Annotated in this window: 17 protein-coding genes; 12 read left to right on the plus strand and 5 right to left on the minus strand. The window is 64.8% G+C overall.

Annotated elements, in window-relative coordinates; translation table 11 throughout:
* Positions 1 to 9: 9 nt before the first annotated feature.
* The gene (locus ASG03_RS09205; RefSeq protein WP_062693347.1) at positions 10 to 1281 is read right to left on the minus strand and encodes a hypothetical protein; all 1272 of its coding nucleotides are present in this window, start codon (positions 1279 to 1281) and stop codon (positions 10 to 12) included.
* Positions 1282 to 1464: 183 nt separating this feature from the next.
* Here ASG03_RS09205 and ASG03_RS09210 point away from each other — a divergent pair, with 183 nt between their 5' ends.
* From ASG03_RS09210 to mnhG, 11 genes are all read left to right on the plus strand, one after another.
* Entirely contained in the window at positions 1465 to 2808 is a 1344-nt protein-coding gene (locus ASG03_RS09210) for an NAD(P)/FAD-dependent oxidoreductase (RefSeq protein WP_244475207.1), read from the plus strand.
* A gap of 9 nt (positions 2809 to 2817) precedes the next feature.
* Entirely contained in the window at positions 2818 to 3765 is a 948-nt protein-coding gene (locus ASG03_RS09215; protein WP_062693349.1) for a nucleoside hydrolase, read from the plus strand.
* A 75-nt stretch (positions 3766 to 3840) separates the two neighbouring features.
* Complete coding sequence (locus ASG03_RS09220; protein ID WP_062475439.1) at positions 3841 to 4851, plus strand: ligase-associated DNA damage response exonuclease; 1011 nt, start codon at positions 3841 to 3843, stop codon at positions 4849 to 4851.
* Complete coding sequence (locus ASG03_RS09225) at positions 4851 to 6488, plus strand: cisplatin damage response ATP-dependent DNA ligase (RefSeq protein WP_062693441.1); 1638 nt, start codon at positions 4851 to 4853, stop codon at positions 6486 to 6488. Before ASG03_RS09220 ends, ASG03_RS09225 begins: the two co-directional genes overlap by 1 nt.
* A 423-nt stretch (positions 6489 to 6911) precedes the next feature.
* Complete coding sequence (locus ASG03_RS09230) at positions 6912 to 8324, plus strand: efflux transporter outer membrane subunit (RefSeq protein ID WP_062475442.1); 1413 nt, start codon at positions 6912 to 6914, stop codon at positions 8322 to 8324.
* Positions 8325 to 8777: 453 nt separating this feature from the next.
* Positions 8778 to 11702, plus strand: coding sequence for a monovalent cation/H+ antiporter subunit A (locus ASG03_RS09235; RefSeq protein ID WP_443216594.1), 2925 nt, complete (start codon positions 8778 to 8780; stop codon positions 11700 to 11702).
* Positions 11702 to 12043, plus strand: coding sequence for a Na+/H+ antiporter subunit C (locus ASG03_RS09240; RefSeq protein ID WP_062475445.1), 342 nt, complete (start codon positions 11702 to 11704; stop codon positions 12041 to 12043). The genes ASG03_RS09235 and ASG03_RS09240 overlap by 1 nt, the downstream gene beginning before the upstream one ends.
* Positions 12040 to 13653, plus strand: coding sequence for a monovalent cation/H+ antiporter subunit D (locus tag ASG03_RS09245; RefSeq protein WP_062475448.1), 1614 nt, complete (start codon positions 12040 to 12042; stop codon positions 13651 to 13653). The genes ASG03_RS09240 and ASG03_RS09245 overlap by 4 nt, the downstream gene beginning before the upstream one ends.
* Positions 13653 to 14141 carry a Na+/H+ antiporter subunit E gene (locus ASG03_RS09250; protein WP_062475452.1) on the plus strand — a complete coding sequence of 163 codons (489 nt, stop codon included), beginning with the start codon at positions 13653 to 13655 and terminating at the stop codon, positions 14139 to 14141. The genes ASG03_RS09245 and ASG03_RS09250 overlap by 1 nt, the downstream gene beginning before the upstream one ends.
* Positions 14138 to 14419, plus strand: a complete 282-nt coding sequence (locus ASG03_RS09255) for a K+/H+ antiporter subunit F (RefSeq protein WP_062475455.1) — start codon at positions 14138 to 14140, stop codon at positions 14417 to 14419. Before ASG03_RS09250 ends, ASG03_RS09255 begins: the two co-directional genes overlap by 4 nt.
* On the plus strand, positions 14416 to 14799 hold the full coding sequence (mnhG, locus tag ASG03_RS09260) for a monovalent cation/H(+) antiporter subunit G (protein WP_062475458.1): 384 nt from the start codon (positions 14416 to 14418) through the stop codon (positions 14797 to 14799). The genes ASG03_RS09255 and mnhG overlap by 4 nt, the downstream gene beginning before the upstream one ends.
* Positions 14800 to 14830: 31 nt before the next feature.
* On the opposite strand, the gene cobM is transcribed toward mnhG, so the two are convergent.
* A complete protein-coding gene (gene cobM, locus ASG03_RS09265) occupies positions 14831 to 15595 on the minus strand; it encodes a precorrin-4 C(11)-methyltransferase (RefSeq protein WP_062475461.1) in 765 nt (254 codons plus the stop codon).
* On the minus strand, positions 15592 to 16902 hold the full coding sequence (gene cbiE / locus ASG03_RS09270) for a precorrin-6y C5,15-methyltransferase (decarboxylating) subunit CbiE (protein ID WP_082475635.1): 1311 nt from the start codon (positions 16900 to 16902) through the stop codon (positions 15592 to 15594). Before cbiE ends, cobM begins: the two co-directional genes overlap by 4 nt.
* On the opposite strand from cbiE, the gene ASG03_RS09275 reads away from it, so the two are divergent.
* Positions 16901 to 17665: a cobalt-precorrin-6A reductase gene (locus ASG03_RS09275; RefSeq protein WP_062475464.1), complete on the plus strand. Its 765-nt coding sequence runs from the start codon at positions 16901 to 16903 to the stop codon at positions 17663 to 17665. The genes cbiE and ASG03_RS09275 overlap by 2 nt on opposite strands.
* On the opposite strand, the gene ASG03_RS09280 is transcribed toward ASG03_RS09275, so the two are convergent.
* Together ASG03_RS09280 and ASG03_RS09285 are read right to left on the minus strand one after the other, a co-directional pair.
* The gene (locus tag ASG03_RS09280; RefSeq protein ID WP_062693350.1) at positions 17629 to 18393 is read right to left on the minus strand and encodes a precorrin-3B C(17)-methyltransferase; all 765 of its coding nucleotides are present in this window, start codon (positions 18391 to 18393) and stop codon (positions 17629 to 17631) included. The genes ASG03_RS09275 and ASG03_RS09280 overlap by 37 nt on opposite strands.
* Positions 18390 to 19196, minus strand: a complete 807-nt coding sequence (locus ASG03_RS09285; RefSeq protein ID WP_062693443.1) for a precorrin-2 C(20)-methyltransferase — start codon at positions 19194 to 19196, stop codon at positions 18390 to 18392. The genes ASG03_RS09280 and ASG03_RS09285 overlap by 4 nt, the downstream gene beginning before the upstream one ends.
* Between the last annotated feature and the right edge of the window lie 39 nt (positions 19197 to 19235).

Consider the following 19235-nt stretch of genomic DNA (forward strand, 5'->3'; position numbering starts at 1 on the left):
TCGTCGCCATCAATGCGTGGCGCCGGTTTCCTCCGGCGTCACGGCATGCGGTCCAGCCGCTTCCTGCGTGTCAGGCCCTCGGGGTGTCGGGCTCGACATATCCTGTGAAGCTGCCGGCGTCCCGTGCGCTGCATCCTCTCCACCGGGGCTGCCTGCCGCCGCTTCCGTATGCGCTGCCTCGTGCCCCGTCTCCGGGACGGTCACAGCCTGCTCGGGCGTTTCATGGTCAGCTGTTCCATGGTCGGATGTTGCGGCCGTGTCTGCCGTCGCGGCGGGACCCATGCCCGGGATGAGTTGCAGGACGGTGGACAGCATGCCCGGTTGAGCCTGGCCCGGTGCTTCCTGGGGCGCGCCGTGCACCGCTTCGGCCTTGCCACCCATGCCCGGGATCCAGGCCGTGATGGTGGAGACCCATCCACCCTGTGTCTGAGGTTCCGGCTGCCCGGCGAGCTCTCCATCGGCGGGCTCCCCATCGGCGGGCTTCCCATCGGCGTGCTCGCCATCCGGCGCATCATGTCCGGACGCAGCTGGCGCTTCGTGACCTTCCGCCGCCTCTCCATGGGCGTCAGCTGCCGCGCCGTGCCCCTCGACCGGTTCGCCGTGACCCTCGCCCGCACCTTGGCCCGCACTCTCGCCCGCACTTTGGCCATGCGCGGCAGGCTTGCCATGCGCTCCGACCGTATCGCCTTCGACGGGCGCTGCCGAATCGGCCACCAGCGTTTCGCAATCGGTGCGGTCGGTCATTTCGGTCAGGGCTGCCCGAATGTCGTCGGGGGAGAGCGTTTTGCGCTCGCCATAGAACAGTCCGACAGGGTTGGCCCTGCCATCGACGTAGCGGGCGATAAACGGCTGCGCCATGTCCGGAAGCTTCGTCGGGTCCGGCGCAAACAGCACCTCGGCCCCGATGGCCGCGCCGCGAAGATTGGCCCGACCCTCGGGACCCGCACGATCGAGCACGACGACCTGATAGAGATCCGCCTTTTCCGCCTTTGCCAGCACGCCGGCGACGCGAAGCGCGGTGCGCACGCGCTCGATGCCGTCAACGCTGTCCGTCCGGACATATTTGCGCAGCCAGCGCTGGCCGCCGCGATTGAGCTTGATGAAATCGGTCGTGGTGCAGGCGACACCGGAGGGCTGGGACGACGTCGCCTCGTCCACGGCATCCGACAGGAGGCCACTCTTCAAGACATATGCCGCGCCGCCGCCGATGACCACGAGACAGGCCGCGGCGCCAAGAAGGCGCTTCTTGGAAAGCCGGACTTTCAGGGAAATGCCTTTCACCTCAGCCGCTCCATACCCAATCCCGCGCTCCAAACGGTCTGCCAGCGGCAGACATCCTGCCCGGACCGTAAACGAACGGGGTTGAGGAAGCTTTAATCGGCCCCGCGCGGCGGCCCGGCGATGCCGCACGAAAAACCATGCCCGCCCTGTCTTCCCCCTTGATTGACACGGGCCGGATGGCGCATGACCGTGGCTAAGGACAAGGACGTCTGCCGGACCGGCAGTGCGACCCGTCCGGGGTCTCGAACGAAATCCAAGAGCATCGGACAGCACGGCATGGCACGGATCGGCATTGTGGGCGGCGGTATCATCGGTTGTGCAACGGCACTCCACCTGATCGCGCGGGGCCACGACGTGACGGTCTTCGAGCAGGATGCCGCCGGACTTCCCGCTTCGGTCGGCAATGCCGGCATCATGGCCATTCCCGAGATCGATCCGATCGCGCGGCCGGACATGCTTTTGTCCGCTCCACGCTGGCTTGCCGATCCGCTGGGTCCGCTGACCCTGCGGTGGAGCGACCTTCCGGCTCTCACGCCATGGCTGATCGCCTTCCTGCGTTCGGCCCGCCCGGCACATGCCGCCCGCACCCGCACGGCCTTGCTCGGCCTGATGCGGACGGTGCTCGACGATCACCGTGATCTGGCGGGCATGGCCGCCCTCGTGGATCCCGTGCAGCACACCGGCGCCATGACGATCTTCGACGCCCAGACGTCGCTCGACACAGCGTTCCGGCATGAGAGCGAAACGGCAAGGCTTCTCGGCTTTTCCATCGAGCGCCTGAGCCCTGCCGAGGTGCGCGCGCGCATACCCGCGCTCGAAGGCGCGCTTGCCGGCGGCATCTTCTCGGCCGGCTACCACACCTTCCGCCACCCGGAGACCTTTCTGCGCGACCTTCAGGCGCAACTGCGCGCCCGGGCGACCTTTGTCGAGGCGGGCATCGCCACGCTGCGTCCGGGCTCGGATGGCATCACGCTCACCACGTCGTCCGGCGCACGGCACCTCTTCGACAAGGCTGTGATCGCCGCAGGGGTCTGGTCGCGCGATCTCGTGCGCGGCCTCGGGTTGCGCGTGTCTCTCGAAACGGAACGCGGCTACAACACGACCTTCGCCGATCCGAAGGTGACGCTGCCCATGCCGATCTTCTTCTCCGAGCACGGTTTCTGCGCCACCCCGTTCGACAACGCGCTGCGGGTCGGCGGCGCCGTGGAACTGGCAAGGCCGGATGCGCCTGCAAACTTCGCCCGCGCCAAAGCCATGCGCACGAAGATGCGCCGCTACGTACCGTCTCTGCCGGAGACCGGCGGCACGGAGTGGATGGGCCGCCGCCCCTCCACGCCCGACAGTCTGCCCGTGATCGGCCTCAGCCCTGATGATCCGCGCATCGCACTGGCCTTCGGCCACGGCCATCTCGGCCTGACGCTGTCGGCCACCACCGGCCGGCTCGTCGCGGACCTCTTCGACAAGGGCGAGCAGCCGACGCTCGCGCCATTCAGCATCCGCCGCTTCCAGCGCGGCAAGACGACCTGAGGAAGCACCATGCACAAAGTCATCTTCGATACCGATCCGGGCGTGGACGACGCCATGGCGCTGCTTTTCCTGCACCAGCACCCTGACATCGATCTCGTGGGCATCACCACGATCTTCGGCAATGCCTCCATCGAGACGACGACCCGCAACGCTCTGTTCCTGAAGAAGGCCTGGCAGATTCCAGCACCGGTCGCCAAGGGCGTGGGAGAGACGATCGACCCCGCGCGCGCCCATGTCGGCTGGCCCGTGATGATCCACGGCCATGACGGTCTCGGCAATATCGGTGTGCCGGATACGGTCGAGGGGGAGCCGGATGCGCGCCCTGCACACCGCTTCATCATCGACACGGTGCGCGCTCATCCCGGCGAGGTCACGCTCGTCGCTGTCGGGCGCATGACCAATCTTGCCCGGGCGCTGGCGGAAGATCCCGGGATCGTGTCCCTGGTCAAGGCGGTCGTCATCATGGGCGGCGCCTTTGATGTCGCTGGCAACATCACGCCGGCGGCCGAAGCCAACATCCATGGCGACCCTGAAGCCGCCGACATCGTGATGGGCGCTGCCTGGCCCGTCATCGCGATCGGCCTCGACGTGACGATGAAGACGGTCATGACCCGCTCAGCCCTGGCCACCATCGCGACAGCCAGTCCACGGGCAAAGCTGCTGGCCGACATTTCCGACTTCTACATCGATTTCTACGCCCACATCGTGGACGACGGCATGGTCGTGCATGACAGCTGCGCCTGCGTCTACGTCGTGGCGCCAGAGCTTTTCACCACGCGCACCGGTGCGATCCGCGTTGTCTGCGGCGGCATTGCGGATGGACAGACCATTCAGAAGGCCGACGGCCGCTCCTTCCCGCCAAGCCCCTGGGACGGGTTGCCGAGCCAGACCGTGTGCACGGATATCGATGCCGACGCCGTCATGGCGCTGATCACCGAGACGCTGTCGCGCGTCTAGTCCGAGATCGCCGCACCACAAAGAATCCTGGTCGCCTCTCTGGCGGCCGGCTCCGGTGCGGCTATCTACAGAATCATGAAACCGGAAACCCTGCTCTACCCCACGCCCAAGGGCCTGTTCTGCGAAGCGGGCGGCTTTTACATCGATCCGGTGCATCCGGTCGACAAGGCCCTGATCACCCATGGTCACGCAGACCACGCCCGATCCGGCCACGGCGAGGTGCTGGCGACGCGGGAGACCCTGGAGATCATGGCGATCCGCTACGGCGCCGATTTCTGCCGCCAGCCGCAGGAAGCGGCGCTGCGGGAAACGATGACGATCGGCGATGTGACCGTGAGCTTCCATCCGGCAGGTCATGTTCTCGGCTCCGCGCAAATCGCCGTCAGCCGCGGCGGGACGAAGATCGTCGTTTCCGGCGACTACAAGCGTCGCCGCGACCCGACATGTCTTCCCTTCGAGCCGGTGCCCTGCGATGTCTTCATCACGGAAGCGACGTTCGGCCTGCCCGTCTTCCACCATCCACCGGATGCCGACGAGGTCGGAAAATTGCTGACCTCGCTGCGCCAGTTTCCGGAACGCGCCCATCTGGTCGGCGCCTACGCACTCGGCAAGGCCCAGCGCGTCATCATGCTGCTGCGCGAAGCGGGCTACCATGAGCCGATCTATATCCATGGCGCGCTCGTCAAGCTCTGTGACTACTATCTCTCCAAGGGTATCCCGCTCGGCGAACTCCGTCCGGCAACCGTGACCGCAAAGGAAAAGCCGGCATTTGCCGGTGCCGTGGTCATCGGGCCCCCTTCGGCTTTTGCCGACAAATGGGCGCGCCGCTTTCCGGATCCGATTCCGATCTTTGCTTCGGGCTGGATGCTCGTGCGCCAGCGGGCCAAGCAGCGCGGGGTCGAGCTGCCGATCATCATCTCCGACCACTGCGATTGGGCGGAACTCACCGATACCATTCGTGAAATCCGCCCCGGGCAGGTGTGGGTGACCCACGGGCGTGAAGAAGCGCTGGTCCGCTGGTGCGAGCTGGAGGGCATCAAGGCCCGGCCGCTGCACCTGGTCGGCTATGACGACGAGGGCGAATGATGCGAGATTTCGCCGAACTCTTGGACCGTCTCGTCCTCACCCCCTCCCGCAACGCGAAGATCCGGCTCCTGACCGACTACTTCCGCACGGCACCCGATCCGGATCGCGGTTACGCGCTCGCGGCGCTTGCGGGAACACTGACGCTATCGGTCGTGAAGCCCAACGTACTCCGGCAGCTGATGCTGGAGCGGATGGACCCGGTGCTCTTCCAGTATTCCTATGACTATGTGGGCGATCTTGCTGAGACCATCTCGCTCGTCTGGGAAGGCTGCGAGCCGGATGAGGCCGAAATCGGCGATCTCTCGCTCGGATCGATCGTCGAAAAGCTGCAGTCCGTGGGGCGCGCGGACGTGCGCAGTCTCGTGCGCTCGTTGCTCGACCGCCTCGATGGCTCGAGCCGCTTCGCGTTTCTGAAGCTCATCACCGGCTCCATGCGCATCGGCGTCTCGTCGCGCCTCGTCAAGCAGGCGCTGGGCGAGATGGGCGCGGTCGATGTCACCGAGATCGAAACCCTCTGGCACGGCCTGCTGCCGCCTTATGTCGAGCTGTTCGCCTGGCTTGACGGTCATTCCGGTCGCCCGGAACTGACCATGCCGGCGGTCTTTCACTCCGTCATGCTGGCGACCCCTGTTGGCGACAAGGATCTCGACAACCTCGACCCCGCCGATTTCGTGGCAGAATGGAAATGGGATGGCATTCGTGTCCAGCTTGCAAATCTCTCCGGCACGCGTCGGCTCTATTCCCGCAGCGGCGACGATATCTCCGGCGCTTTCCCGGATATCCTCGAAGCGGTCGATTTCGAGGGGGTCATCGACGGCGAGCTCTTGGTCGGGGGTACGCTCCGCTCCAACCAGGCGACACGCAGCTTTTCCGACTTGCAGCAGCGCCTCAACCGCAAGGCGGTCACGCGCAAGACGATCGAAGAGTACCCCGCCTTCCTGCGCGGTTACGACCTGCTGTTCGACGGACCGCGCGACATGCGCCCGGAGCCCTTCGACGTCAGACGAGAGGCGCTTACGAAACTGATCGCCACCACACCGCCGCTCCATTTTGACCTGTCTCCGCTCGTCCCGTTCTCGTCCTGGGAGGAGCTCGACCGGTTGCGGACCGCGCCGCCGGATCCCGTGATCGAGGGGATCATGCTGAAGCGTCGCGATTCGCCTTACACGCCGGGACGAATGAAGGGCCCCTGGTTCAAGTGGAAGCGCGAGCCCTACAACATCGACGCCGTCCTGATGTACGCCCAGCGGGGTCACGGCAAGCGGTCGAGCTATTATTCGGACTTCACCTTCGGCGTCTGGACACACGGCGACAAGGGCGACCTCCTCGTCCCCGTGGGCAAGGCCTATTTCGGCTTTACCGATGCCGAACTCGAAGTGCTCGACCGCTACGTTCGCAACAACACGATCGAGCGGTTCGGCCCGGTGCGCTCCGTGCGGGCGGAACCCGATCAGGGATTTGTGGTCGAGGTGGCGTTCGAAGGCATTGCTTTCTCCTCCCGCCACAAATCGGGCGTTGCCATGCGGTTTCCGCGGATCTCCCGCCTGCGCACCGATAAGTTGCCGCGTGATGCCGACCGTCTGGAGACCCTCGTCTCGATGATCGACACAAGCGCGCCGACGACCGACGATCTCTGATCGGCGCCCAATCCTCGTCCAGGATGCCCGGGCAGGGATGCTGCCGCTCTCCTCGAAGGTCCGCGAGCAAAGCCCAGTCCGACACGCCGCTGACAGGCCAGAACCGGCTGAAGGGCCGCCACCGCCCTTCGGACAACGGCCGAACGGGGAATTGGGATAACGATGTCTCCGCGTGTGTCGCGGAATGAGACAGGCGCTCTTTCGTCTTTGAAATCAGAGATTTGGCCAAAAGGCCCGCACGATATGCCGTTGATGCGCGTGCGCAGAAAGACGGCCGAGCGTGGCATGCGGGGAACACTGGCGCACAATAATGCGGAAGGCCCTCAGCTTTGGGATTGTTTCCTCGCTTCGGGTGGTGAACATGCTAAAGACCAGATGTGAATCATTCGTTACCGGCGCATCACCTGCCGGATGGGGACCTTTATGAAGATTGCTCAAGCGCTCCTTCCCATGAGCATGCTCCTGCTGTCCGGCTGCGTGGTGGGTCCGGATTACCAGACGCCCGCTGACAACCTGCCCGCCAAGTTTTCCAAGGCCGATACCCCTGCTGCGAACGTCACCCTGAACCCCTGGTGGCAGAGTTTTCGCGACAAGAAGCTCGACAGCCTCGTCGCACAGGGCATGAACCAGAACCTGGACGTTCAGCAGTCGATCGAGCGCATCGTGCAGGCGCGTGCAAACGTCGTGATCGCCAGCGCCGACGCCCTCCCCGCGCTGAACGGCAGCGCTTCCGGCAACGTGCAAGGCTCCGACGGCTCCTATCTTCGCAAGACCTCCGGCATCAACCACACCGAAACCAAGTCGCTCGACAGCGGTCTTGGCGCCTCCTGGCTGCTTGATCTCTTCGGCCAGTATCGACGTGCTCGCGAAAGCGCCAACGCTTCGCTCGACGCCGCGTACAACAACATCAATGTGGCCCGTCTCGCCTATCTCTCCGATCTCGTGACGTCCTACATCGACGCCCGCTACAATCAGGAAGCCCTGGCGCTCGCCCGGCTGAGCCTGTCCTCGCGGCGCGAGACATTGAAACTGACCAACGATATCCGCAGCGCCGGCGCCGCATCGAGCCTCGACGTCGTGCAGGCCGAAGGTCTCGTGAATTCGACGCTTGCCGAACTTCCGGCTTACGAGACCGGCTTCCATCAGGCTGCCAACCACATCGCCACACTTCTCGGTCTTCCCGCGACCTCGGTGACCGCCGATCTGATGCGCGGCCGGGCTCAACCATGGCCGAAGTTCAACACCAAGGTCGGCGTTCCCGCCGATCTCGTGCGCAATCGTCCCGACATCCGCGTCGCCGAGCGCCAGCTGGCCGCTGCGACCGCAGATATCGGCGTTGCCGAAGCGCAGCTCTATCCGAGCCTCTCGCTCAGCGGCTCGATCAATGCCGGCCGCACGTTCGGCAACACCGTGACCGGCAACCTGACGAGCTGGTCCTTCGGCCCGACGCTCGACGTTCCGATCTTTAACGGTGGCCGCCTGCGCGCCAACGTCGAAGCGCAGCGCTCCGCTGCGCAGGAACAGTACCTCGCGTGGAAGCAGACCGTGCTCAACGGCATCGAGGAAGTCGAGAACGCGATGATCGCGTTGCGCAAGAACTATGAGACCGTCTCGGCCCTTCGCCGCGTGGTCGCATCCTCGGAACAGGCGCTCGGCCTTGCACGTGAAAGCTACCGCGGCGGCGCAACCTCGCTGCTCGACGTCCTCGACGCCGAACGTACGCTGTCTGATAGCCGCATCCAGCTCGCGTCTGCCATTCGCAGTCTCGCGGCCAATTACGTCGCCCTCAACGTTGCCCTCGGCGGCGGCTCGGGCATCGAAATCGCCACGAAGTAAGTCATCCCTGATTGATCGATGCGAAACGCACCGGAGACCCCGTCTCCGGTGCGTTTCGCATTTCAGGACAGTGCCCTGCAATCGCCGCGGCGAGAACCATCGCGTGTGCAGAACGACGTCTCCTGTCATCGGCACGCGCGCAGACGCCGAGATCACGGAGAGATAACAGGATGTTTTCTTGGTCTTCCCGGCGATGAGACGGTACGCGAGGTTGGGCATCCGTCAAAAACACCGGCGAGGTTCATAAGACAAACTGGAAAAACGACAGATGGGGGCTATTTGCCACTTTCGCGGGTTGGCTTCGCGGCAGAATACCGGCATAAAATTCGGCATGTCGCGCTGTCTTCGTTCACGCAGACCCTTCGGGCCCCTCGGCCTCGAAGCGTCCGTCAAGCTCGTGCTCGGGTGAGCGCGTAGAACCGACATCGTAACGATCAAACTGGGGAAATGACCATAGAGATCGCGCAAAACCTGCTGCTCTTGCTCGTGCTCACGCCGTTCGTGGGAAGCCTCATCGCCATCAGTCTGCCGAGCGATCGCAGCACGCTGGCAGCCTGGCTCTCGGGCTCCATTGCCTTCCTCTGCCTGGCGATCACGACATCGCTTTACGTCTTTGTCATCGAGGGCCGCGTCCTGCGTTATGATATCGCCTGGATTCCGCAATACGGGCTGAACTTTACGCTGCGGATGGACGGTTTCTCCTGGCTGTTCTCGGCCCTGATCAGCGCGATCGCGCTCCTGGTCGTGGTCTATGCACGGTACTACATGTCGGCGGAAGATCCTGTTCCGCGTTTCTTCTCGCTGTTTCTCGCCTTCATGGGCGCGATGCTGGGCCTCGTCCTGTCGGGCAATCTCATTCTTCTGTCGATCTTCTGGGAACTGACGAGCATCATCTCGTTCCTCCTGATCGGCTACTGGTATCACAATGCCAATGCGCGCGACGGCGCCCGCATGGCGCTCACCGTCACCGGCACGGGCGGTCTCTGCCTCTTCGTCGGGCTGCTGCTGATCGGCCATGTCGTCGGCAGCTACGATCTCGACGTGGTGCTCGCCTCGGGCGATGCGATCCGCAACCACCCTCTCTATCTGGTGATCCTCGTCTTGGTGCTCATGGGTGCCCTGACCAAGAGCGCGCAATTTCCATTCCATTTCTGGTTGCCGCACGCCATGGCGGCCCCCACGCCCGTGTCGGCCTTTCTGCATTCGGCCACGCTGGTCAAGGCCGGCGTTTTTCTCCTCACGCGCTTCTGGCCGGTGATGGCCGGCACGGAAGCCTGGTTCTGGCTGGTTGGCCTCGCCGGGCTCTCGACACTGCTCCTCAGCGCCTATTTTGCGATCTTCCAGCAGGATCTCAAAGGGCTTCTTGCCTATTCCACCATTAGTCACCTCGGCCTCATCACCGTCCTTTTGAGCCTCGGCAGTCCGCTGGCCGCCGTCGCCGCGATCTTCCACACGATGAATCATGCGACCTTCAAGGCGTCGCTCTTCATGGCCGCCGGCATCATCGACCACGAGACGGGCACCCGCGACATGCGGCGCCTGAGCGGGCTCTTCAAATACATGCCGATAACCGCCACGCTGGCCATGGTCGCAAGCGCGTCCATGGCCGGAGTACCCTTGCTCAACGGGTTCATTTCCAAGGAAATGTTCTTTGCCGAAGCCATCGAAACGCACCGGATCAACCTGCTCGACACGCTGACGCCCTATATCGCGACGCTGGCGAGCCTCTTTGCGGTTACCTATTCCCTGCGCTTCATCTACGCCGTCTTCTTCGGCCCCAAGCCGCACGATCTGCCGAGCGAGCCACACGAGCCGCCGCACTGGATGATCGCGCCGATCGGCTTTCTGGTGCTTGCCTGCCTCGTGGTCGGCGTCGTGCCGAGCCTGACCATCGGACCGCTGCTGCACACGGCCGTGATCTCCGTCCTGCGCGACGCGACGCCGGTCTACAGCCTTGCCGTCTGGCATGGCTGGAACCTGCCGTTCTTCATGAGCCTGTTTGCGCTCGTTGCCGGCATCCTGCTCTATGTCGTCATGCGCCCCTACCTGGCGACCAGCGTTGAGGGGCCACCTTATTTCCGCAAGCTCCAGGGTCAGCGCATCTTCGAGCGCATCCTCCTCACCCTGTCCTGGAAATGGGCCCGCATGGTGGAAATGAAGGCCGGCACGAGGCGCCTTCAGCCCCAGATGCGCATTCTCGTCTTCGCAGCCGTCATCGCTGCAGCGACGCCGCTGCTCTGGGGTCGCTTCCAGCCAGCCGATCTTGCCTTTCGCAACATCGATCCGGTCTTCGCCATCCTCTGGCTGATCGGCATGGCCTGCGCAATCAGTGCCGCGTACCAGGCGAAATTCCACCGCCTCGCGGCGCTCGTTCTTCTCGGTGGGGCCGGCCTCGTCACCTGCATCACGTTCGTCTGGCTGTCCGCACCCGATCTTGCCCTCACGCAGCTCCTCGTCGAGATCGTCACCACCGTTCTCATTCTCCTCGGCTTGCGCTGGTTGCCCAAGCGCTTCGAAGCGCCCGATGCCGAAGCCATGTCCATCGGTGTGCGCATCCGCCGTCTTCGGGACCTCGTCATCGCGGTCACCGCCGGCGTTGGCTTGATGCTGATCTCCTACACCGTGATGACCCGGCCGATGCCGGAGACGATCTCCAGCTATTTCCTGGAGCGTGCCTATTCCGAGGGCGGCGGTACCAATGTCGTCAATGTGATCCTGGTGGATTTCCGCGGGTTCGATACCTTCGGCGAAATCGCCGTTCTCGCCATTGTCGCGCTGACCGTATTCTCCCTGCTGCTGCGCTTCCGCCCGGCTGCCGAAAGCCTGGAGCGCCCGGAACAACAGCGTGTGCAGAACGCCTTCGATGCGCGGCATCCCGAGCGCCAGTCCGGCGAGAGCGTCGCCGAATATCTCCATATTCCCTCGGTGATCATGCGGTGGCTCTTTCCTGCCATCGGCATGTTCGCGGCCTTCCTGTTCTTCCGCGGCCACGACCTGCCGGGCGGTGGCTTTGCGGCAGGTATCGCGCTTTCGATCGCGTTTATCCTGCAATACATGAGCAGCGGAACGCGCTGGGTCGAGGAACGTCTGCGCATCCATCCTCTGCGCTGGATGAGCGTCGGGATCCTTGTCGCGACCGCCACCGGTCTAGGCTCCTGGGTGTTCGGTTATCCCTTCCTGACAACACATTCCCGCTATGCGGACCTGCCGCTGATCGGCGAGATACCGCTGGCGAGCGCCATTCTGTTCGATCTTGGCGTCTTCTCTCTGGTAACCGGCGCCACGGTGCTGATCCTGATTGCGCTCGCCCACCAGTCCGTCCGCTCGCCGCGCGCCCACATGCGCAGCGTCCGGCTGTCGACGAAGGAGAAGAGCTGATGGAACTCGTTCTGTCCGCCGGCATCGGCGTGTTTGCAGGGTCCGGCATCTGGCTGCTCTTCCGGCCGCGGACCTATCAGGTGGTCGTTGGCCTCGCGCTCCTGTCCTACGCGGTCAATCTGTTCATCTTCGGCATGGGCCGTCTGCGCCTCAATGCGCCGCCTGTGCTCGAAAAGGGCGTTGCGGGTGGCTTTCTCACCCACACCGATCCGCTGCCGCAAGCCCTGGTTCTGACGGCCATCGTCATCGGATTTGCCATGACGGCGCTGTTTCTCGTGGTGCTTCTCGCCTCGCGGGGCTTTACGGGCAACGACCATGTCGACGGGAGAGAGGGCCGATGAACTGGGTCGGTCATCTGATCATCCTGCCGATCCTCCTGCCGTTCGTCACCGCGGCAGCGCTGATCCCGCTCGACGAGCGTCGCCGTACCCTCAAGGGGGCGGTGAGCTTCGGAGCAACGATCCTTCTGCTCCTGACGGGCGTTGCCCTGATGATCGCGTCCGCGCACGCGCAGGACAACGGCTCGCTCGTCTACCAGCTCGGCAACTGGGCCGCGCCCTATGGCATCGTCCTGGTGATCGATCGCCTGTCGGCCATGATGATCACGCTCGCCACGCTGATGGCCTTGTGCGCCCAGATGTTTTCCATGGCGCGCTGGCACACGGCCGGTCCGCACTTCCACACGCTGTTCCAGTTCATGCTGGTCGGGATCAACGGCGCCTTCCTGACCGGAGATCTGTTCAACCTGTTCGTCTTCTTCGAGATCATGCTGGCAGCTTCTTATGGTCTCATGCTGCACGGTTCGGGGCCGGTGCGTGTCAAGGCGGGTCTGCACTACATCGCCATCAACCTTGCAGCTTCGTCGCTGTTTCTCATCGGCGTCAGCCTGATCTATGGTGCCTCCGGCACCCTCAACATGGCCGATCTCGCTCTGCGCATTCCAGATCTGAGCGCCGAGAACCGCATGCTGCTGGAGGCCGGTGCCGCCGTGCTCGGGGTTGCCTTCCTCGTGAAGGCAGGCATGTGGCCGCTCGGCTTCTGGCTGCCCCAGGCCTATTCTGCCGCAACGCCGCCGGTAGCGGCGATGTTTGCGATCCTGACCAAGGTCGGCGTCTATATCCTGCTTCGGCTGTCGCTTCTCCTGTTCGGCAATGCCGCAGGCACGTCAGAAGGTTTCGGGCAGAGCGTTCTCCTCTATGGTGGTCTCCTGACCGTGGTCTTCGGCACGATCGGCGTCATGGCATCGCAGGCGTTGGGGCGGCTTGCCAGCTATTATGTGCTGATCTCGTCGGGATCGCTGATGGCGGCCATCGGCCTCGGCATCACGGGCGTCATTCCCGGCACGCTGTTCTATCTGATCTCCTCAACGCTCGGCATCTGCGCCTTCTTCCTGCTTATCGAACTCGTGGAGCGGGCCCGGGACGCGGGTGCCGACGTTCTCGCAGTGACCATGGAAGCCTATGGCGACGGCGATGACGATGATGTCCCGAAGGAGGTCGGCGTTGCCGTTCCGGGTACCATGGCGGTGCTCGGCGCGTGCTTCGTCGCCTGCACCATGCTGATGGCCGGCCTGCCGCCTCTGTCGGGCTTCGTCGCCAAGTTCGCAATCCTTCACGGGCTGTTCGAAGGCGTTGGCGAAAATGCGCCCGTGACCGGCGCGCAATGGACCTTCGTGGCGCTTCTGATCCTCTCCGGCCTCGCAGCGCTGATCGCACTCAACCGGGTCGGCATTCGTACGTTCTGGAGTTCGATCGAAGGCACCGTTCCCCGTGTCCGGCTGATCGAGATCACGCCGGTGCTCGCGCTTCTCGCGGCCTGCGGCTTCCTGACGCTTCAGTCCGGTCCGGCGCTCCGCTATCTCCAGGATACGGCGACCGCGCTGTCGCAGCCGCAGATCTACATCGGCAGCGTGCGCGATGCAGTGCCGGTCGTATCCCCAGGAGGCTCCTGATGCGGTACTGGTTCCCCTATCCGGTTCTGTCGCTTCTGCTCCTGGGGTTCTGGCTGCTCGTCAACCAGTCGGTGTCCCCGGGTCAGATCCTCCTCGGCACGGTGCTGTCCGTTTCACTGTCCTGGGCCATGGTCAATCTGGAGCCCAGCAAGCCCCGCCTGCGCCGGCCCGGTGCTGCGTTGCGCCTCGCCGGTTTCGTCGTCAGGGACATCGCACAATCCAACATCGCCGTTCTCGGCGCCGTCCTGTCGCGGCGGAAGCGGCCTGTGCAGTCCGCCTTCGTCATGGTGGAACTGCAACTGCAGGACGACAACGCCATTGCGCTGCTCGCCTGCATCCTAACCACCACGCCCGGCACCGCCTGGCTTGAATATGATCGCCAGACCCGCATGCTCCTCATCCATGTGCTCGATACGGCCGACGGCAAGGACTGGCAGTCCATCGTGACCCATCGGTATGAACGGCTTCTCAGGGAGATCTTCGAATGACCGAGCTTCTCATCATCTGGTCCGTGCTGATTTCGCAGATCATGATCGGCCTTGCCATGGTCTGCGCGCTTTACCGCGTCGCGAGGGGCCCGCGGGCGCAAGACCGCATTCTGGGTCTCGACACGGTGTATATCACGGGCATGCTGCTGCTGCTGACCTTCGGGATCCGCACGGCCAATGTGCTCTATTTCGAGGCTGCACTGACGATTGCCTTGCTCGGCTTCGTCTCGACCATCGCATTTGCCAAGTTCCTGATGCGCGGCGAGGTGATCGAATGACGTTTCTCGTCGATCTGCCGGTCTGGGCGGCCATTCCCGTCTGCCTGCTCCTGCTGTCGGGCTCCGCGATCACGCTGGCCGGCGCGATCGGCATCGTCCGTTTCCAGAGCTTCTACGAGCGCCTTCACGCGCCGACGCTCTGCACCAGCGGCGGCGTCCTTCTCATCGCCACGTCATCGATGATCGCGTTCGGCGTGCTTCAGAACCGCTGGATCGTTCACGAGGTGCTCATCGTGATCTTCATGATCGTCACGACGCCGGTCACTTTGATGCTGCTTGGCCAGTCCGCGCTCTACCGCGATCGCGCCGAAAAGAACCCTGAGGTTCCCCGGAAAACGGAAACCGCCAAGACCGACCCCAAGATCGACATCGGCGTCTAGACCGCTCCGAAAGACGCTCGGACGGAAGGTCCTACAGTTCGTCGCGGCCGCGGAACCGGCGCTGATAGCCTGCATCGTAGAGCGCGCTGTCGCGAAAACCATCCGCTGTCAGCGTGCGACCAACGAAGATCAGCGCGGTCCGCTCGATGGGGTTTTCGGCGACCCGTGCCTCGATATCGCCCAGCGTGCCGCGCACCACGCGCTCGTCCGGCCAGGATGCCTTGACGACGATGGCGACCGGGCAATCGGCGCCGTAGAGCGGCGTGAGCTCCGCGACGATCGCCGGCAGGGCGTGGATGGCGAGATGGATCGCAAGCGTCGCACCGGTCGCACCGAAATTGGCCAGCGTCTCCGCATTCGGCATCGGCGACGCGCGACCGGAAACACGGGTCAGCACGAGGCTCTGCGCCAGTGCCGGCAGCGTCAGTTCGCGACCGAGCGCTGCTGCCGCCGCCGCGAAAGACGGTACGCCCGGCGTCATCGTGTAGGCAATCCCGCGCGACTCCAGCCGCCGCACCTGTTCGGCGACCGCACTCCAGACCGAGAGATCACCGGAGTGCAGACGCGCAACGTCCTGGCCGTGCGCCTCTGCCCGGACATATTCCGCCTCGATCTCGTCCAGCGACAAGGGAGCCGTGTCGACGATGCGGGCGCCCGGCGGGCAGTAGGACAGCAGATCGCGCGAAACGATCGAGCCGGCAAACAGGCACACGGGCGATGCCGCGATCAGATCCCGTCCGCGTACCGTGATCAGGTCCGCTGCCCCGGGACCGGCACCGATGAAATGTACCGTCACGCCGGTTCTCCCTTACGCTTTCCAAGGGCGTCACCGGCGAGGTGAGGCCTGTCTTCTGTTAAAGGTTTCGTCAGAGCCCATTGCGTCACCGGCATGCCCGGGCGCCAGCCCGTCATCGTGCCGACAGGCGATGCACGCGCAATGTCGATCCGTGTCAGGCTTCCGCCCTGCTCGGCATGGCAGGCAAGCAGAACCGCTTCCATCTCCGTCGTCACGGCATTTGCGACCAGCCGCCCGCCAGGCCGCAAGGCGGCCCATGCCGCCTCCATCACGCCCGGCTCGCTCCCTCCGCCACCGACGAAGATCGCATCCGGCGCTCGCCCGGCGTCAAGGCTCGCCAGCACGTCCGGCGCCTTGCCCTCGACCACACCCAGGGCGGGAACGCCGAAAGCCTGCGCATTGCGTCTGATCCGCGCGGCCCGCTCCGGCGACATCTCGATGGCGACCGCTTCTAGGGAGGGATCGGCCAGCATCCACTCGATCGCGATCGAACCTGCGCCAGCCCCGATATCCCAGAGTCTTTCGCCGCGTCGAGGCGCCAGCGCGGAAAGCGTCAACGCCCGGACCTCGCGCTTGGTGATCTGTCCGTCATGCTCGAAAAGGTCGTCGGCAAGTCCGGGCGACAGCGCGAGAACGCGTGCCGCCTCTCCGGCCACGACCTCAATGGCGCAGACATTGAGGGCGTGGCATTCGGCACGATCGAACGTCTTCGCCGTCTGCCGGGTCACCCGCTCCTGCCCTCCGCCCATCGCTTCCAGCACGGTAAAACCGGACGCGCCGAAGCCGCTGTCGCGGAGAAGGGCTGCGATCGCGCTCGGCCCTCTACCGTCGGACGTCAGCGCGAGCAGGCGTGTCCCCGGGTGTAAATGGGGGCGAAGGAGGTCGAGCGGCCGGCCGTGCAGCGAAAGGCAGACCACGTCCTGCAACGCCCAGCCAAGCCGTGCCGCCGCAAGACTGAACGCCGAGGGTGCCGGCAGAACCCGCATTTGCGCCGGATCGATGCGCCGCGACAGCGTGACACCGACGCCGTAGAAGAAGGGATCACCCGAGGCGAGCACGACCACAGGCATGCCGGCCATCGCCACCACGACGTCGATGGCCGTTTCGAACGGGCTCGACCAGGGGCAGCTTTCCCCGGTGATCAGCGGCGCCGCGAGCGCCAGATGCCGCGCGCCGCCGAAGACGAGACGCGCGGCTGCGAGCGCCTGCTTGGCGTCATCGCCGAGACCCGCTAGACCGTCTTCTCCGAGGCCGATGATCGTCAGCCAGGGTTCCGCCGTCAGGGAAGCGTTTTCGCCGTCACGCATGGGTCTTCATATCCTTATTCTCGGTGGCACCACGGAAGCCCGCACGCTGGCCGGTGCCCTTGCCGAGGGCCGGCATGCCGTGGTGCTTTCGCTGGCCGGTCGCACGCGGGCGCCGATGGCGCAGCCCGTCCCGACCCGGATCGGTGGGTTCGGCGGCGCGGAAGGCCTTGCCCGCACACTGCGGGATGAAGGCTTCGATCTTCTGATCGATGCGACGCACCCCTTCGCTGCAAGAATTTCGGAGAACGCCGCAATAGCCTCTCGGGCGACGGGCATACCGGCTTTCGCCCTTCGGCGCCCGCCCTGGGAGCGCCGGCCGGGCGACCTCTGGACCTGCGTCGACAGTGTAAAGACGGCCGTTGCTGCGCTGGGTACGGCCCCCCGGCGCGTCCTCCTGGCGATCGGTCGGCAGGAGGCAGCCGTGTTTGAAGCCGCTCCGCAGCACACGTATCTTGTTCGCAGCGTCGACCCGGTCGATCCGCCTCTGATGCTGCCCGACGTCCGCTACATCCTTGCGACCGGACCTTTCGGCGAGGCTGACGAGCAGGCCTTGCTCATCGAACACCGTATCGACAGCATCGTCGCCAAGAACAGCGGTGGCAGCGCCACCTACGGCAAGATCGCCGCAGCCCGGGCACTGGGGATTGCGGTGATTCTCGTCGAACGGGCCGCCGGGCATGCTCTTCCAGCGGTCGGCACTGTGGAGGAGGCGCTCGCCCGCATCGATCACGTGTCGGCTCCGGAGAGGAAGCGCGGCGTGTAGACCAGGTCGCCGCGGCCGGGTCGAGAGATGACGGTCGTTTCGGGCGAGCCGATGATGACGCAGGTCGCCATGTCGGCTACCGTCGCATCGGCATCGGCAAGCGGCATGACGCGCATGCGCTCGTCCGGCCGGCCGGCAGCGCGGCCAAAGATGACGGGCGTTCGGGCCGGCAGGATCGGCCGCAAGATCTCGAAGGCGGCGCCGAGCTGCCAGGGCCGTGCCTTGCTGATCGGATTGTACAGCGCGATGACGAGCCCGGCTTGCGCGACCAAGGTCAGCCGGCGGGTGATGATCTCCCACGGCTTCAAATTGTCCGACAGCGAGATGGCGCAGAAGTCGTGCCCGAGTGGTGCGCCGATCCGGGCCGCAACGGCCAGCATGGCGGTTACGCCCGGCGTCACGCGGAAATCGATATCGCGCCAGAGGGCGGGCCCATGATCGATCGCCTCGCAGACGGCGGCCGCCATCGCAAAGACGCCGGGATCGCCGCCGGAGACCACGCAGACATCGGCACCCCGCGCCGCATGCTCGAGTGCGGCCTTGGCGCGGTCCAGCTCCTCGCGATTGTCGGAAGCCACTCGCGTCTGGTCGGGGCGCAGCACAAGGCGGTCGAGGTAAGGTCCATACCCAAAGAAATGGCTGGCCGCGGCAATGGCCTCGAGAGCTTCCGGCGTTGTCTGCCGCGGATCGCCCGGGCCGGTCCCCACGATCGTCAGGCGGCCGCTCATGCGCAGGTGTCCCTGACACGGCCGGTCCAGCCGGGCACGAGAACCAGCGAGAAGTAGGGCGCCTCGTCGGTCAGTTTGTCGGCAAGGGGCGTCATCGCGGCATTCGCCATTGTCCCACGCTCGACATAGACGGCTTCGCCCAGCTTACCGGACGCGGCAAGCGCACGGCGGATCTTTGCCAGATTGCGCCCCACCTTCATGATCACGGCCGCTTGCGTATCACCCAACCGGCGGCAAAGCTCCGTCTCGTCCATGGTTCCGGGCAGGACCGACAGCACGTCGTCGCCCTGAACGATCGGCAGGCCGGCAAGCGACCAGCAGCCCGACATCGCCGTAACCCCAGGCACGACCTCGGCCGCATAGCGCCCTGCCAGACGCACGTGCAGATGCATGTAGGAACCGTAGAACATCGGATCGCCTTCGCTCAGGATGGCGACGGTCCGTCCGGCATTGAGATGTGAGGCAACGCTCTCTGCCGAAGCATCATAGAAGCAGGTGATCTGGTCCCTGTAGTCCTCGTGCTCCTTGTCGATCTCGACGGTGACCGGATAATAGAGCGGCAATTCGATGCGGCCGGGCTTCAGGATGCCCTCCATCTGCCCGGGTGCAAACAGGCTGGCAAGACCATCGGCCTTGCCGAGCCCATCGAGAATGGTGCGTCCATTGCCGCGCCGACCGGCCTTTGCGAAATAGGCGAGAACATCTGCCTCGGCGAGCGCCCGCACGGCTTTCAGCGTCAGAAGCTCAGGGTCGCCGGGCCCCGTTCCGACCCCGATCAGGCGCCCGGCCTTGCGGTCCGCCAGCGGCGCGTCGGCACTGTCGGCTGTTTGGTTCTCTCCCGT

Origin of the sequence: Rhizobium sp. Leaf341, from assembly GCF_001424325.1 — a bacterium.
Classification (GTDB): domain Bacteria; phylum Pseudomonadota; class Alphaproteobacteria; order Rhizobiales; family Rhizobiaceae; genus Ferranicluibacter.

Excerpts from the sequence above, each read along its gene's own strand:
- ASG03_RS09210 (WP_244475207.1), top strand. The coding sequence starts at position 1,465 with ATGACCGTGGCTAAGGACAAGGACGTCTGCCGGACCGGCAGTGCGACC.
- ASG03_RS09215 (WP_062693349.1), top strand. The coding sequence starts at position 2,818 with ATGCACAAAGTCATCTTCGATACCGATCCGGGCGTGGACGACGCCATG.
- ASG03_RS09220 (WP_062475439.1), top strand. The coding sequence starts at position 3,841 with ATGAAACCGGAAACCCTGCTCTACCCCACGCCCAAGGGCCTGTTCTGC.
- ASG03_RS09225 (WP_062693441.1), top strand. The coding sequence starts at position 4,851 with ATGCGAGATTTCGCCGAACTCTTGGACCGTCTCGTCCTCACCCCCTCC.
- ASG03_RS09230 (WP_062475442.1), top strand. The coding sequence starts at position 6,912 with ATGAAGATTGCTCAAGCGCTCCTTCCCATGAGCATGCTCCTGCTGTCC.
- ASG03_RS09240 (WP_062475445.1), top strand. The coding sequence starts at position 11,702 with ATGGAACTCGTTCTGTCCGCCGGCATCGGCGTGTTTGCAGGGTCCGGC.
- ASG03_RS09245 (WP_062475448.1), top strand. The coding sequence starts at position 12,040 with ATGAACTGGGTCGGTCATCTGATCATCCTGCCGATCCTCCTGCCGTTC.
- ASG03_RS09250 (WP_062475452.1), top strand. The coding sequence starts at position 13,653 with ATGCGGTACTGGTTCCCCTATCCGGTTCTGTCGCTTCTGCTCCTGGGG.
- ASG03_RS09255 (WP_062475455.1), top strand. The coding sequence starts at position 14,138 with ATGACCGAGCTTCTCATCATCTGGTCCGTGCTGATTTCGCAGATCATG.
- mnhG (WP_062475458.1), top strand. The coding sequence starts at position 14,416 with ATGACGTTTCTCGTCGATCTGCCGGTCTGGGCGGCCATTCCCGTCTGC.
- ASG03_RS09275 (WP_062475464.1), top strand. The coding sequence starts at position 16,901 with ATGGGTCTTCATATCCTTATTCTCGGTGGCACCACGGAAGCCCGCACG.
- cbiE (WP_082475635.1), bottom strand. The coding sequence starts at position 16,902 with ATGCGTGACGGCGAAAACGCTTCCCTGACGGCGGAACCCTGGCTGACG.
- ASG03_RS09280 (WP_062693350.1), bottom strand. The coding sequence starts at position 18,393 with ATGAGCGGCCGCCTGACGATCGTGGGGACCGGCCCGGGCGATCCGCGG.